General features: G+C 35.6%; 11 protein-coding genes. 1 reads left to right on the top strand and 10 read right to left on the bottom strand.

What is annotated here, in order from left to right; genetic code table 11:
• Nucleotides 1-147: 147 nt before the first annotated feature.
• Nucleotides 148-870: a hypothetical protein gene (locus tag ABS764_RS12195; protein ID WP_408082078.1), complete on the top strand. Its 723-nt coding sequence runs from the start codon at nucleotides 148-150 to the stop codon at nucleotides 868-870.
• Between the two features lie 76 nt (nucleotides 871-946).
• Here the strand turns inward: ABS764_RS12195 and ABS764_RS12200 are convergent, their stop codons facing one another.
• The 10 genes from ABS764_RS12200 to ABS764_RS12245 all read right to left on the bottom strand — a co-directional run bounded on the left by ABS764_RS12200 (nucleotide 947) and on the right by ABS764_RS12245 (nucleotide 16,314).
• Nucleotides 947-1,609, bottom strand: coding sequence for a DUF3826 domain-containing protein (locus ABS764_RS12200; RefSeq protein ID WP_408082079.1), 663 nt, complete (start codon nucleotides 1,607-1,609; stop codon nucleotides 947-949).
• An 84-nt stretch (nucleotides 1,610-1,693) separates the two neighbouring features.
• On the bottom strand, nucleotides 1,694-2,653 hold the full coding sequence (locus tag ABS764_RS12205) for a M20/M25/M40 family metallo-hydrolase (RefSeq protein ID WP_408082080.1): 960 nt from the start codon (nucleotides 2,651-2,653) through the stop codon (nucleotides 1,694-1,696).
• A gap of 30 nt (nucleotides 2,654-2,683) precedes the next feature.
• Entirely contained in the window at nucleotides 2,684-3,022 is a 339-nt protein-coding gene (locus tag ABS764_RS12210) for an L-rhamnose mutarotase (RefSeq protein ID WP_408082081.1), read from the bottom strand.
• A gap of 50 nt (nucleotides 3,023-3,072) precedes the next feature.
• The gene (locus tag ABS764_RS12215) at nucleotides 3,073-4,125 is read right to left on the bottom strand and encodes a sialidase family protein (protein WP_408082082.1); all 1,053 of its coding nucleotides are present in this window, start codon (nucleotides 4,123-4,125) and stop codon (nucleotides 3,073-3,075) included.
• Nucleotides 4,126-4,134: 9 nt separating this feature from the next.
• Nucleotides 4,135-5,457, bottom strand: coding sequence for a sugar MFS transporter (locus ABS764_RS12220; RefSeq protein WP_408082083.1), 1,323 nt, complete (start codon nucleotides 5,455-5,457; stop codon nucleotides 4,135-4,137).
• Between the two features lie 56 nt (nucleotides 5,458-5,513).
• Complete coding sequence (locus ABS764_RS12225) at nucleotides 5,514-6,239, bottom strand: copper homeostasis protein CutC (protein WP_408082084.1); 726 nt, start codon at nucleotides 6,237-6,239, stop codon at nucleotides 5,514-5,516.
• A 106-nt stretch (nucleotides 6,240-6,345) separates the two neighbouring features.
• Nucleotides 6,346-7,932, bottom strand: coding sequence for a SusD/RagB family nutrient-binding outer membrane lipoprotein (locus ABS764_RS12230; protein ID WP_408082085.1), 1,587 nt, complete (start codon nucleotides 7,930-7,932; stop codon nucleotides 6,346-6,348).
• Between the two features lie 17 nt (nucleotides 7,933-7,949).
• Nucleotides 7,950-11,036, bottom strand: a complete 3,087-nt coding sequence (locus ABS764_RS12235; RefSeq protein ID WP_408082086.1) for a SusC/RagA family TonB-linked outer membrane protein — start codon at nucleotides 11,034-11,036, stop codon at nucleotides 7,950-7,952.
• Nucleotides 11,037-11,398: 362 nt separating this feature from the next.
• The gene (locus ABS764_RS12240; RefSeq protein ID WP_408082087.1) at nucleotides 11,399-14,047 is read right to left on the bottom strand and encodes a glycoside hydrolase family 3 N-terminal domain-containing protein; all 2,649 of its coding nucleotides are present in this window, start codon (nucleotides 14,045-14,047) and stop codon (nucleotides 11,399-11,401) included.
• A gap of 14 nt (nucleotides 14,048-14,061) precedes the next feature.
• On the bottom strand, nucleotides 14,062-16,314 hold the full coding sequence (locus ABS764_RS12245) for a GH92 family glycosyl hydrolase (protein WP_408082088.1): 2,253 nt from the start codon (nucleotides 16,312-16,314) through the stop codon (nucleotides 14,062-14,064).
• Between the last annotated feature and the right edge of the window lie 6 nt (nucleotides 16,315-16,320).

Consider the following 16,320-nt stretch of genomic DNA (forward strand, 5'->3'; position numbering starts at 1 on the left):
GGTATTTTACCTTACTATTTTCCATCAAATAGTAATTACAGATAACTTTAAAAAAAAATTATTTATATTAAATCTAAATAAATTGCAATAAAAAGATTTAAAAAGTATATTTGCGTTTATTTTAAACAATCTAAAATTTTCAATTTTATGAAATCAAACTTTTTTAAAACAATAACGGTTGCGTTTTTATTGTTAGTTACCAGCCAATCATTTGCTCACGCTTTATGGATCGAAACTAAAGCTACCGGAACAAAAGGAAAACCTCAGGAAATATCCGTTTATTTTGGAGAGTTTTCGGAAAATGATATTACAAAAGCAGAAAAATGGTTTTCGGATTTAAAAGATTTTACTCTGGTGGTCATTAGTCCTTCTAAAAAAGAAATCAGACTGAAATCGACTCCATTAGAGAATAAATATCAGGCCTTTTTTACTCCTGAAGAAGATGGGGTTTATACTGTTGTCATGCAACATACCGTAAAAGATGTTTACGGAACCATGAAACTGGATTATAATTCCAGTGCCAATATAGTGGTAGGAAATAAATTAGCAGGGAACGAAGCTGCTGCTAACACTAATAAAATTTCTGTATTTGCTGAAAATGCCTCTTCACTGGCAAAAAACACTAAAGTTACGGCCGTTGCTACTTATAATGCAGCTGTTGCCAAAGAGCAAAAAGTAAAAGTAATTGCTCCGAACGGCTGGGAAAAAGAATTATGGACCAATGAAAACGGAGAGTTTTCATTTACTCCTATCTGGTCCGGAAATTACATGGTTGAATTTTCTCAAACAGAAAAAGCCGGAGGAGAACACAATGGGAAAAATTACAATGAGATATGGAAAATGGCTACCTGCCACCTGACTGTTAAATAATTACCAATCATTTTACCTAAAAAAAGGTCTTTAATCAACGAATTAAAGACCTTTTTTGTTTTACAGAAGATAAAATCTACTCTTTTTTCTTAGCTGCTTTCTCCGCTTTTATCTTTTTAGTGTAATCACTATACATTTGGCGCCAGTTACGACCGTGGTTATTCAGATATTTTTCGGCTTCTGTTTTGTAAATTTCGAAAATAGCCGATATCTCTTTCATGCTTTTATAATCTACCGCCTGCTCACGTGCTTTTTCCAGTAATTTTCTAATTTCGGCACTTTCGGCAGCAGTTAAATTAGGAACGATAGCTTCATATCCTTTCATCGTAAAGGCAACTTTTCCAATCGTGTATTTGTCTAATACTGCCGCTACTTGTTCTTCCGTTAAATCTTTTCTCAGTCCGTTCATCAAGTCTTCATGTATTGTTGAAGGCATTGCAGAATCGGCAATAATTTGTCTATGCAAATCTGAAAGCGGCTTACCGTCTAACGGATTAATACCGGCCGGAACGGTAGAAAAAGGATGCGTATTATGCCAGTCTTTGATTGTTGATAGATGTGTAGCTACTACCTTTACTACTCTGTCTTGTTTCTCAGCATTATTCAGATTCAATTCACTAACCCATTCCTCTGCTTTTTTAATGTCATCAGCTGTTGCCTCTACAGATTGGGCTTTTACAAATGAACCTGCAGTCATGAAAGCAATAAGTAATGCTATTTTAATTTTTTTGGTTTTCATATTATAATTTAAAATTAAACATCCGGCAAAATAAGGCTTTCTTTTTAATTTTTCTTTTATTATTTCCAAAAAAATACACTTTGACTAATCCTGACTGATAAAATAAAGCGGCTGATCATAGTTAGCAATTGCCTTTAAAACTGTATAAATATATTGAGAAACCAATGCACCGCCTTCTGTATTTATCAGTTCAATATCATCTTCCGGAGTATGATACTGCGGATGACCTCCTGTATGAAATCCCACCGCAGAAATTCCTGCTTTGTAAAAAGAAACATGGTCTGAACCTCCTACATCTCCGGAGTGGACAACAGGATTAAGACCGCTGTTTTCGCCTGTTTTTTTCATTAGTGCAACGCCGTCAGGAAAAGTTCCTGCTCCACCCATATAGAGTTCTTTTTCCGAATTTAATCTGCCTACCATATCCATGTTCAACATTACTTTTACTTTCTTTTTGTCAAAAGGCAAATGCTGAATAAAATATTTGGAACCTAATAAGCCTTCTTCTTCCCCGCTGAACGAAATAAAAACAACACTTCTTTTAGGTTTGTTTTCCGGTTTAGATAATTCTTTTAAAATACAAAGCAGTGCCGCAACACCAGATGCATTGTCATCGGCACCATTATGAATTGCTACCGTATCCTTTTTTTTACTGCCCGAAGTTCTTCCTCCCCAACCCCAGTGATCATAATGTGCGCCTATTACTACAAACTCATTTTTTAAATTTTCATCAGAACCTTCCAGATAACCCACCACATTTTGTGTAACCACAGTATCTGATTTGACTTTATTGAGTCCTTCTTTTACAAAAAGACTAAAAGACTGATAGTAATTATCATTAAACTTTTTTAGATCATACTTTTTAAAATGCTTTTTTATGTATGCTGCTGCATCGTTATTTCCTTTAGTTCCCGGAAATCGTCCTTCCATTTTATCCGAAGACAGAAATTGATCATGTTTATAAAATGTCTTACTGCTAATATCAGTTTGAGCATTTGTAACAACATTAAAAAGTAGTGTACTAATTAAAAAAAGCTTATTCATTGTCTTTATATTTTCAAAATTCAATTGTAATTACTGTTGATCTAACTGAAATATTTTTTCCGTTAACAGCCATTTTTCTCCCTCCTTTGCCTGAGGAAGCGCTTGCTGAAATTTCCACATCAATGTTTCCCATTCCTGAACTTTTGGATTTTCGGCATCCATTTCAGCTTTCTTTTCGAAAGAAAAATCAGCACTAGCTTCAATTAGCATCACCAGTCGGTTTCCTGCATTATAAATTTCCAGATTTGTAATTCCGGAGTCTTTTATACTTGCTATAACCTCAGGCCATACATGTTGATGTAATAATTTATATTCTGCAATTAAATCAGCATCTTCTTTTAAGTCCAGAACCAGACAATATTTTTGCATAATTTTTTATTTTTTCTTTAAAAGGAATTTATATTTTTAAAATCGGTTTTCTATTTTCTAATATTAAAAGTTACATGTTTAATGTATTTTCGATTATAGGTATACAAAACATGTATTTTTTTATCCTCAGTCTGAATAACAGCAGGATAACTAAACTCTCCTTCTTTTTGATTTTCCAAATCGAATAATTTTTCCCAACGTAAACCGTCTCCTGAATATTCTACGTCCAGAATATTGCGACCGTTAAACCAGTCTTTTCCCTGCCGTAACGGATTGTTAACTAATAGAAACAATTTTGGTGACAGCGTAAGGGCATCAATCCCTGAATTAGAATTCACAACCTCAATACTATCAGTATTTTTCCAGCTTTGTCCGTAATCTTTAGACCAGCTTGTGATTAGTTTGTTGTGCTTACTTCTGGACAAAATTTGAATATTTTTTTTCGAATGCACCAAAAATGTGGGTTGAATAATATCAAAATTTTTCTTGTTTTCAACCGGGATTTTTTTCCAGTTGTTCGTTGCTTCAGTATAAGTTTCGACATGTACCCGCCATTGATTATCTGTAACACTTTCAGTACTGCTTCCACATAAAATTGTACCGGGGACCACTTCAACAGGTTTATTTTTAATAGGACCTAAAATTCCGTTTGGCAGGTATTCAGGTTTACTCCAGCTCATACCGTTGTCATTTGAAACAATCATAGCTCCAAACCATTCCCTTGGATTTTTACCAATTTTATAAAACAAATATAATTTTTCACTCTTACTTTTATATAAAACCGGATTCCAGCAAGGCAGAGTATCGCCGTCTTTTACTAAAGGAGCAATACACATTTGCGGTTGGGACCAGCTTTTCCCATCATAATTTGACGTATAAATACCTACATCCTTAGCGCCTTCATGTTTTCCGCCAAACCATGCTACCAGAAGGTGATTGGGTTTTATTTCCTCAAGAGTCGCAGCATGACTGTTAGCCGTCAGAGGATTATCCGTAATAAATTGTTCCGTTTTATGTTCTGCCTTGATTTTTTTAGAAACAGAAACACAGGAAAAACAAAATCCTGCCAGCACAATTACTACATATTTTAATTTAGAAATCATGATTTATTTTTAATTTTTCTTTAACCCTAATTTATGTCCTGAAATAGCATAATACAAAATCACAACATAACAAGGTAACAAAATCCAATATCCTTTAGTAGAAGCTGTAGCTGTAGCTAATGCTTCATTCATTCCCTGTGCGATATATGTTGCTTTGTTGCTATCAACTAATTTTCCATATAAAGGCGGAATAATAGCTCCCCCGGAAATCGCCATAATCAATAATGCCGAAGCTGTTTTGGTGAATTTCCCCAGACCTTTTAATGTTAACGGCCATACTGCAGGCCAAACTAAAGCATTAGCAATTCCTAATGCAGCTACAAACAATACAGAAGTAAATCCGGTGGTGAATACAATACAAAAAGAAAAGACAATTCCGATTATAGCACTTGCTCTCAAAGCCAAAGCCTGACTGATGTATTTAGGAATCAAAAATACACCTAAAACATAAGTAAGTACCATTGCTAATAAGGTAAACGTGGTGAAAAACTTGGCATCAGCGGCAGGAAATCCTAATGAGATTCCGTATGCAATAATAGTATCTCCGGCTATTACCTCCACACCTACATACATAAAAAGTGTAAGTACACCCAGCCATAAATGAGGAAACTGGAAAATACTGCTTTTTGTGGTTTCACCCGCCTTAGATTCATCTATAGGTTCTGCTTCCACATGAGGAAGAGGAGCTTTTCTTATTAAGATGCCTAAAATAAATAATACTACTGCCATAATAATGTATGGTAGCACGACACTATCGGCCATGGTGTCTAACAGCTGTATTTTTTCTGCATCTGAAACCGTAGTTAATTTTTCATTTATTTCATCAATTCCGGATAATAAAATAGCTCCAAAAATAAGTGATCCTAAAGCTCCTGCAACCTTATTAGCGATGCCCATAATAGCGATACGCTTGGCAGCACTGTCGATAGGTCCCAGGATGGTAATATAAGGATTTGACGCTGTTTGTAATAAAGTCATTCCGGCTCCCTGAATAAAAATTCCTGCCAGAAAAATCCAATAAGTTCTTGCTTCAGCTGCCGGTATAAAGACTAAGGCACCTGCACCCATAATAAATAATCCCAGTGACATTCCTTTTTTATACCCTATTTTAGACAAAATATAAGATGCCGGTAAAGCCATTACCACAAACGAAATATAGGATGCCGAAGCTACCAGAAGAGACTGTGCCGAGGTTAATTCGTTAATTGTTTTCATAAACGGAATTAAGGCTCCGTTAATCCATGTTACAAATCCGAAAATAAAGAATAGTCCAGATATAATCAGAATCGGAAGTAATGCATTGTTTTTCTGCTGAGTATGTAATTGGCTCATATTTAAATATAATTATTTTAATGTGTTGTAAAAAGAAGTCTAAAGTTAAAATTTGCTTAGGAGGCCATACACCTAATAATTGCTTTTATTTTATCAAAATCAGAATGAACAATAATGCGTTCATCAAATAATTTGGTGCTGTTCATCGGGATTTTACCTAAATGATGGTCATAGACAATGCTTGTTGCCGAACAATGAATTTCGCCAAATCCATTTTTTTTAAATAAAATGACATTGTCACTATTTATTCCGCTTCCAGGTAAAATAGTGATAGTATTCCCTGCTTTTTCTTTTAAAGCTGTAAGATGGGAAATTCCTTCTACGGCAGTTATTTTAGAACCTGAAGTTAAAATTCTGTTTACTCCGATTTCTTTTAACTGTTCCAATGCTTCGAAAGAATTTTCAATCCAGTCAAAAGCGCGATGGAAAGTAAATTGTAATGGTTTTGCCAGTTCGATTAATTCTTTTGTTCTTTGAATATCAACAGTATTATCAGCATTCAGAACCCCCGAAACAATTCCTTGGCATCCTAAATCCTTACACAATTGAATATCGGTTTTCATTACATCAAATTCTTCTTCTGAATACGTAAAGTTCCCACTTCTGGGACGTATTAATACAAAAACCGGAATAGTAATATGTGTCAATACATTTTTAAGCAATCCGTATGAAGGTGTTATCCCACCCAGTGCAAGCTCTGAGCATAATTCTATTCTGTGAGCACCTGCTTCCTGAGCATTTATTGCAGATTGATAAGACGAAGCACAAATTTCTAGTAGCATTTTCTCTTACTTTATAATTTTAAGTACTTAAAAAAACAAAAGGAGAGTTACCTCTCCTTTTATTTATTATTAAATGAAAGAGATTTATTTATCTCTATTATTTTGTTTATTTAACATCCCACCAAATCTTAGATCCACCTGTATCAGGACCTCCTAATTTAGAAATTCCATCTATAACGGCCTCTCTGTTTGCAGAATATTCATTCGTTGTATAGATAATTCTTTTCATCAAAGATTTACCAACTCCAGCATCATTATTATCGGTATTAAGCGGTGCATAAATAACTTTAGCATCACTTCGGCGCAAGTCTGCCCAAGATTCCCAGGATTCCGGAAAAATTGCCAGGTATTTTTGAACCGCAATTTGAGTACGTTGATTTGTAGCAACAGCAGACCAGGCTACAGGTAATTTCACTGGAGTATCTTCTAAACCTAAACCTGGATAAACAGTAGCAATATTTGGTACAGTAGGTAATGTGTTTCCTGCTACATATGCATCTATTACTGTATTATCTGTAATTCCCCATTGTCTTAATGACATTCTGATACCTTCTTCATACAGAGTTTGAGCAGTTCCACCCATATTCCATCCGTTTAAAGCACCTTCTGCTCTGCTGAAATAATTTTCAGAAGCCATAAATACTTCTATATTTTTAGACTCACTAAGATTTCCTGCAGCACCATTCCCCATAACATCGTTATTAAAAGCAGAGAATTTAGTTGTTCCAAACTGATTTTCTAATCCCCCAACAGGCTGACCACGATACTCACCGGTATCAATTGTAGCAAACCATTTAGCTAATCGTGGATCATTATATCCTACAAGAATACTTTCCATAGAAGCAGTCATCGTATACCCCCAGCTGTTTACAATCATGTTTAAGTTATTTGGGGTAATATTACTTGCCTTAAAGAAAGCTCCCTGCTCATTATTCACCATAACTCCCGCAGCTACCGCAGCTTCAGCTTGTGTTTTTGCTTTCTCAGGCTGAACATCAGATATTCTTAATGCTAGACGTAATTTTAAACTGTTTCCAAATATTCTCCAATTATTAACGTTTCCTGAATAAAGACGGTCATTAGGCTGAAATGAAGCTACTGTTGATATAGATGCAGCACTTAATGTAGTGTTTGCTTCGTCTAATAATTTAAAAAAGTCTTCATAAATAAATTCGACACTATCATAAGGCACTTTTTCCTTACCATTTCCGGCTTCTGTATAAGGAATTGGTCCGTAAGCATCTACCATTTGGTTATACATAAAAACTTTCCATATTTTTAATATTGCAAGTGCTTCAGCATTTCCTTCAGATGCCTTAAAAGCATTATTTAAAGCAGGAACCGCAACAGTATAAAACCTTGTCCATCCACGTCCTTCATATCCATTTACAAATGCATTTCTTTCAGTACCATATCCACAATTTAAATAATGAATAAAAGTTGATGATAAAATTCCTGTAGCAATTCCCCAGGTTCCCTGATCATCTACTCCTGGTGATGAATAAGAACCATTATGAATACCTGCATATAATGCTGAAGCAAAAGCAGGTCCTGCTAATGTAGCATCTAACTGATCTTCAGTAAGAGAATTAGGATCGGTATTTATCTCATCAAAATCGCCTGTGCAGCTTGATAAAATAGAAACTGCTAATAATGCAACTCCTAACGTTTTTATTTTAAAACTATATTTCATGATATCTTTTTTTTTAATTAAAATCCAAATTTTACATTCACTCCATATTCTCTTGTTGAAGGAATATTGAAAGACTCTATACCTTGTAAGTTTCCTGTACCGGCTCCTGCTTCAGGGTCAAAATATTTTGCTTTATTAACAAAGAAGAATAAATTTCTTCCCACTAATGAAAAGTCAATACTTGACAAACTTGATTTTTCAAGCAGGCGTTTTGGTAGTGAATAACCCAAAACAACTTCCCTTAATCTAATATTGGTAGCATCGTAGATAAAAGGTTCTGCAACAGGTGTTCTTTGTCCAATTGCTGTCCAGTATTGCTCAGCAGTAATGCTGGTAGTATTTGGAGTAAAAGTTCCATTTCCGTTTGATACAACACCTGGAACAACAATTCCGCCTTCTCTTCCTGCCAGAGTGATATCATTTACCCCTAAACCGGCCTGTCTTGCCTGAGTATAAGAGATAACTTCTCCACCAATTCTAAAATCAACAAGGAAACTTAAATTAAAATCTTTGTATTTAAAGTTATTTTTAAAACCTGCTGTCCAGTCCGGGTTAAAGTTACCGGCACGAACATCAAAACCGTTTGTTGCTAATGGAATACCAGCGCTATTTACAATGATGTTCCCATTTGGATCTCTTTGAAAACCTTTAATATATAAATCACCATATTCTCCACCTACGATTACTTTACTTCTGACTAAACGTCCTTCACCCAGAACTAATTCGTCTCTTCCTTCGAAAATAGATTTCACTTTTGATTTATAAGAAGCATAGTTTGCTGTAATATCCCATGTAAAATCTTCTGTCTCCACAGGAGTTGCTGTTAGGGTAAGTTCAATACCTTCATTTTCAATATCTCCACCATTCACAATCGCTCTTGAATAAGCAGAAGATTCCGGTGTATTGATATAGAAAATCTGATTATCCGTTAATGTTTTGAAATAAGTGAAATCTAATCCTAAACGATTATTAAAGAATCGAATGTCTGCACCAAATTCTGTAGAAGAAGATATCTCAGGTTTAAGGTTGCGGTTTGCTGCAGTTGTTTGTCCGTATAACATACCACCGTTACCTCCGATATAGCTTAGCAATGGTAGTGTCTGATAAGGATTGGTATCATTCCCCACTTGTGCATAAGAAGCTCTTAATTTTGCAAAACTAATTACCTCAGGCAAAGCAACCATGTCTGAAATTACTGCTGAAAGACCAACAGACGGATAAAAATAATCTTCAGGTAAGGTAGATGACCAGTCGTTTCTGGCCGTTAAATCTAAGAACAAAAAGTTTTTAAAACCAAGTTGTCCAAATCCGTAAACAGAGTTAATTCTTTTTTCTGAAACTGTAGAAGTAGATTGAATTGTCTGTACGTTTGATAGAGCAAAAAAGTTTCTTTTACTTAAAACCCCTCCTGAATTCAGAGCAGAGCTTTTTTGTTGCAATGCACTTGCACCAGCATTCAATCCAACAGAAAAATCTCCAAATTTTTCATTATAAGAAAGTAAAGCATCAACATTAAGCTCGCTTACTGTTTCATAAGACTCACTGTATGAACCTAGGTTGTTGTTAAAAGCAATTGTAGCATATCTGTTTCTGACATTTTTGTTTGTCATTTGATCTAAACCGGCTCTACCTTGCAAACTTAATGTTTTTGTAAACTCATATTTAAGAGAAGCTAAACCTATGAATCGGTTTCTTTTATCTGTACGCGCATCATCTCTTAATGCTGACCAGTAAGGATTTCCTCCCGGAGAACCAGTTTCATCAATAAAATAATTCATCTGTCTTTGTCCGGCAGCATCAAAATATTCGAAATTTTTATAGTCATTGAATGCAATACTACGAGGTAATAAATAAGCTGATGTTCCGATAGACTCTTCTCCTGTTCTCAATAGGTTATCAATATCCTGAACAATATAATTTGTCTTTGCATCTAATGTCAGCTTATCAGATATTTTACTTGTCAACCTTAAATTAAGATTGTGTCTGTCTAATTTATTTCCTCCAACAATACCTTCTGCTTTTGTATTGGTGTAAGAAAAATAAGCTTGTGCTTTTTCAGTTCCGGAAGTAACGGTTAAGGTATTAGCTAAATTATAACCCGTTTTATAAAAGTCAATAACATTATCCGGTTGTGCAGAATAACTTTGTGTAGCAGGTCCTTCAAAATTAGGATTACGAACTAACTGCCAGTTTGAAACCTGACTTCCGTCTAACTTTCCACCCCAGCTTGAGCTGGAAGTAGGATTATAAACACCATTAGATCCCTGACCATACTCATTTTGTAAATTCATCAAATTATAGGCAGAAGAGGCCATAAAATTGGAAGACAACGAAACTGAAGTTTTACCTGCTTTACCAGATTTAGTTGTAATTACAATAACACCATTACTTGCTCTGGAACCATAAAGAGCAGCAGCAGATGGTCCTTTCAATACTGTCATCGAAGCAATGTCTTCAGGATTGATGTTAGAGATACCATCAGGTTGTGTAGTTCCTCCTGTATCAATATCCGGATTACTATTTGTTGTTCCATTACTAATTGGTACACCATCTATTACATATAACGGCTGATTATTACCGTTAAGTGAACGGTTACCTCTCAAAGTAATCCTTGATGAACTTCCTACCCCGTTAGAAGTAGTAGAGAAATTAAGACCCGCTACTTTCCCCGAAAGAGAATTGGCAACGTTTAAGGATCTTGCCTGAGAAATTTCATCCACATCTACATTTTGTGCAGAATAAGTAATGGCTTTTTTCTCTCTCTTAATTCCTAATGCAGTTACAACTACCTCCCCTAATTGTTCTGCATCTTCTGTTAACGATACATTAATAGCAGTCTGATTTCCTACAGTAACTTCTTTTGAAACTGATCCTATATAGGAAAAGACTAAAATGGCCGACTGACCCGGAACACTTATACTGTATTTACCATCCATATCGGTTGAAATACCATTTGTTGTTCCTTTCACAATGACATTTGCTCCAGGCAGTGGAAAACCGCTCTTAGCTTCTGTAACTGTCCCCTTTACTGTTATTTGTGCCTGAGCCTGATGAAAACCAAACAAGCAAAATACAAACAGTAGCTTTAATACATTTTGAATCATAATTTTGTTTTTGAGTTAGTAATTTTGTTTCTGATAAGTTAACCTTAAGTTAATGCTTAGTTAAATGTAAAGAGAAAGATTTGTTTGTATTTCATAATTTCGACCAATGACAAATTTGAAAAGGTGTTTGTCAATTTTAACTGTTTTTTCATTAAAAAAATCATTTTGATACAAATTTAATAAAGAAACCAACCACAACCTATTTATAATTTAATCATTAAACATTTGCTTACTTCAAATACTTTTTACTAAAAATGTTAAAACAAGAATGATTACGCAACAAAAGATAAAATTCCTAATAAAAAAACGCACCCATATTTTACGGGTGCGTTTTTTTATTATCTGTAATTTTGTTAAAACGTTTAATTATCCATAATGAAAAACTTTTCTGTGAGTAAATCTGTTGAATTTCCTCCAACCATCACTTCAAAATCGCCCGGCTCTACGACATTTTCCATTTTTCGGTTCCAAATAGCCAATTCCTCAGGAGTTAATATAAATTCCAGCTTTTTTGTTTCTCCTTTTTTGATAAATACTCTTTTAAAACCTTTTAATGTTTTTTCCGGAGTTGTTACAGAACTGTATACATCATTAATATACAATTGTACCACTTCGTCACCATCATAATTCCCTGTATTTTTAACATCAACACTTACTTTCAGACTTCCGTCAACTTTAATTTCCTGAGTATTTAAAGTTAAATTTGAATATTCGAATGTGGTATAACTTAAGCCATATCCAAAAGTATATAACGGATTTTCACTTTCTGAAACATATCTGTGTATTGCAGATGGTTTTTGGTTGTAATAAATAGGCAATTGCCCCACCGATTTTGGAAAAGTAATTGGTAATCTTCCTCCCGGATTGTAATCCCCAAACAACACATCGGCCACAGCCTTTCCTCCTGCTTCTCCCGGAAACCAGCCTTCAACAATGGCTGGAATATTTTCATTGATCCAGTTTACAGAAAGCGGACGACCGTTTAACAACACACAAACTACCGGAGTTCCTGTCTTTTGAATAGCTTCAATCAATTCCTGCTGCATACCGTGTAAATCTAAAGTAGCAACATCTCTGTTTTCTTCAACTAATTCATTCGATTCTCCTAAAACAACCACAGCAACATCGGCTTTTTTAGCTATATCAATTGCTGGTTGCAAGTCTATTTTTTCAAGATTCCATCTCAAATGCGCCCGGGCTCCCCAGCCTCCTTCCCACATTTCAATACGGACTTTATATTTTTTTCCTGCTTCAATATTTTTTGGAGTTGTAACAATACTCGTTGCTCCCTTTGTCCAGTTGTCAATCACTAACTGATCGTCAATCCACATTCTGATTCCGTCATCAGAACTTAAACCTAACCAACCGTCAAATGATTTTTCTGATTGGATATAACCTGTCCAGCGAATAGAAAAATCGTCATCATTAACTCCTGCACCCGGATTCCATGGCCAGTCAAATTCCAACTGATTGTCAATACGCGTTAATGCCGGAGTTCCTTCGACATTTCTGTTATTGAAATATTCTCCTTTCAATCCGTTTTGAGATCCATCTGGTGTCCATAAATATCTGGATGGTATGATTTGACCTTTTACAATTAATGGGACACCTTCTTCATAAATTACGTTTGTATTTTTACCAACCACCTGTTGGATTCCTTCAAGGACTGTAGTTCCTACTTTGTTGTGAACAGAATAACCTCCCAATCTGGACGCATTGGCATTAGGACCAATAACAGCAATAGTTTGTAAATCTTTTTTAAGTGGTAAAAGATTGTTTTCATTTTTCAGTAAAACCATCGATTTATGTCCTGCTTCAAGAGCAATATCCTCATTTTCTTTGGTATGAAAACGCTCTTTGATTAAATTTTTATCCGTATATGGATTTTCGAACAGACCTAATAAAAACTTCAATCGTAATATACCACCGGCCGCACGGTTAATTTGCTCCATCGTCAATTTTTTCTCATTTACCAATTCGATCAGACTTTGTTGCCAAAATTCATTGGTAAAATCATAAAATTGCATATCCACACCTGCAGCAACTGCTTCACGGATACTTTCTTTTGGTGAGTTAGTAACATAATGTGTGGTTTGAAGGTATTTGATAGCCCCTAAATCGGATACTACAATTCCTTTAAAACCCCATTCTTTTCGCAAAACATCAGTCAATAACCAATGATTAGCAGCACATGGAATTCCGTCTAATTCAGAATAAGCACACATGGTTCCCAATGCTCCTCCTTTAGTAAATGCTTTTTGAAAAGAAGGAAGATGATCTTCACGAGCCGAACGTTCTCCTACTAAAATAGGAGAAGAATTTCCTCCCGCCTGAGGAATTCCGTGAACGGCAAAATGTTTGGGTTCTGCAATGATAGAACGATCTGATGTTAAATCATCCCCTTGCATTCCTTTAATCATGGACAGACCAAGTTCGCTGTTCAAATATGCGTCTTCTCCAAAAGTTTCAGCAACTCTTCCCCAACGTGGCTCACGGCCTAAATCTAAATTAGGTCCTAAACCAAAATGAACACCATGCGCTCTGGCTTCGGCAGCGATTACTTTCCCTACTTTATCCATTACACCAGTATCCCAAGTCGCTCCAAGACCTATATTCATTGGGAAAGCTGTACTTCCATCGTCAAGATAACCGTGAAGCATCTCGCACATAATCAATGCCGGAATTCCCCAACGGTTGTTTTTAATTACTTCTTTTTGAAGATCATTAATCATTTTTGCAGAACGCGGATAAATATCATGAATGGCTCCAATTCCTAATTTTCCAATTTTAGCATCCGCTTTTGTTTTAGAAAAATCTTCTTTTTCTTTGAAATATTCGCCTTTGTACATATCCATCTGGCGTACTTTTTCTTCTAAACTCATCCGGCTCAACAAGTCAGTTACTCTGTCTTCAACAGCTAACTTTGAATCCTGATAAGGATATTTTTTTTGGGCAGATCCCTGGTTTATCAAACCAAAAAATACCACTAAAGCAATTATTATCTTTTTCATCTTGTTTCTTATTTTTATTCCTGAATCACTTTTAGTATTGTCCCGTTTACAAAATCATCATGAGTGATAAAGTAACTCTTATACTCCTTTCCGTTTAATTCCATGCTTTTGATTTTGCCTTTATTATTGGATTCTTTTTCGATTATTATCTTTTTATTTTTATAATATTCAGAGTCTAATTCGATAGTGATTCTATCAAAAACAGGTGGCGTTATGGCATATTTAGGTTCGCCCGGAGCCAGTGGATAAATTCCCATCATCGAATACACCAGCCAGGCCGACATCGTCCCTGTATCATCATTTCCGGGTAAACCGTCGGGTTTATTCTGAAAATACTGTTTTATCAGTTTTTGCACCAATTCCTGACTTCTCCATTCTTCTCCTTTGATATAATTAAACAAATAAGGGTAAGCAATATCCGGTTCATTAGCCATGTCAAATTGTTTGCTGTCAAAAACCTTTTGCAGCTGACTGCTAAATACTTTTTTGCCTCCCATTAATTTCATGAGTCCCTCTATATCATGTGGAACCATAAATGCATATTGCCACGCATTTCCTTCGATAAAACCAATATTTTCTTCAAAATTAGCTCCTGATAACGGATCAAAAGGTTCATAAAAACTACCGTTTTCTGTTCGTGGTCGCAATAATTTTAAATCCTTATCATACAGTTTTCGATAAGATATCGAACGGTTTTTAAAACGCTGATAATCCTTTTTATTTCCTAAGGCTTTCGCCAAAAGTGAAATGGCATAATCCGAAGCGTTATATTCCTGCGTAGTGGAAACGGAGCCTTTGTCTTTTGTTGTCACATAGCCTTTCTCAATATACTCTTTTAGTCCGGGACGCAATGGATTATTTTCTAACTGATCCGCACCTTTCAGCATCGCTTTGTATGCTTTTTGGACATCAAAATCCTGAATTCCTTTTAAATAAGTGTCTGCAATAACAATGCTTGCCGGATCGCCCACCATGGTAAATGTTTCAGTCGAATTTAATTCCCATTTAGGCAGCCAGCCGTTTTCATCATACATTTCGAGCATACTTTTTACCATATCCGACTGCTGTTTGGGGTAAACCAAGGACATCAGCTGATGTAAATTGCGGTACGTATCCCAAAGCGAAAAAACCGTATATCGGGTTCCGTTAGTTTTACCTGTGTTACCCGTTTTGATTTCCGGAAACTCTCCGTTGTAATCATTGAGCGTATTAGGATGAATCAGCGTGTGATACAAAGCCGTATAAAAAACCGTTTTGTCTGCTGTCGTACCACCTTCTGTTTTTATTTTGGAAAGCAATTCATTCCATTGCTGATAAGTTTCTTTATAAACTGCATCAAAGGATTTATTCCCGGTTTCTTTTGCAAGATTTTCTCTCGCATTGGCAATACTTACATACGAAATACCAATTTTAACTTCTACTGTTTCTTCTTTATCGAATTGATAGCTGAAATAACTTCCGATGCTGTCTCCCACTACCATTTTAGTATTGTTGTCCATCATTCGGGTTTTACCATTGTAAGTCATCCACTGTGCTTCGGCTCCATCATATTTTGCCGGCTTTTTCCAGACACCGAATTGATCGGCTGGTCTTGAAAATTTAGCTACAAAATACACCGGATAGGCATCTTCGGGACTGTTGTAACAAAATGAACCTACACTTCGCATGCCTTCAATCTCAGTTGCTGAAACTATCTGTAACATTCCGCCTTCTTCATTGGTTAAACCAACGCCCAGATTCAACAGAATATTAGATTGCCCTTTAGGGAAAGTAAAGCGGCTGACTCCTACACGTTTTGAAGCTGTAAACTCCGCTTTGATATTGTATTTATCAATTTTAGAACTGTAATAGGCTGTTTTAGCTATTTCTTCAGAGTACACAGAACCGTATTTTAAATGATTGGTTTCTACTTTTCCTGTAGTGGGCATTAGTAATAAAACACCTAAATCAGGACAGCCTACTCCGCTTAAATTTACCTGAGAAAAACCGGTTAAAAAAGTATTTTCATGCACATAAGGAGTAGACAGCCACTGACTGTCTTTTTCCAAAGGTTTATTTTGAGGCCCCGCAACATTAAACGGACTAATACCTGCCATTCCTCTGGGCGCAACAGGTCCGGGATAAGTAGCTCCAAAATTAGAAGTTCCAATAAACGGATTTACATAATCTGCAGGCTGTTGCTGTGCATAAAAAACAGAACAGCACATATATACCAGCGCTATAAATATGAATTTTACTGTTACTGCGGTTTTTTGTCTCAAAAGCATATCAAT

The organism is Flavobacterium plantiphilum (assembly GCF_046000495.1).
In the GTDB taxonomy this organism is placed as follows: domain Bacteria; phylum Bacteroidota; class Bacteroidia; order Flavobacteriales; family Flavobacteriaceae; genus Flavobacterium; species Flavobacterium plantiphilum.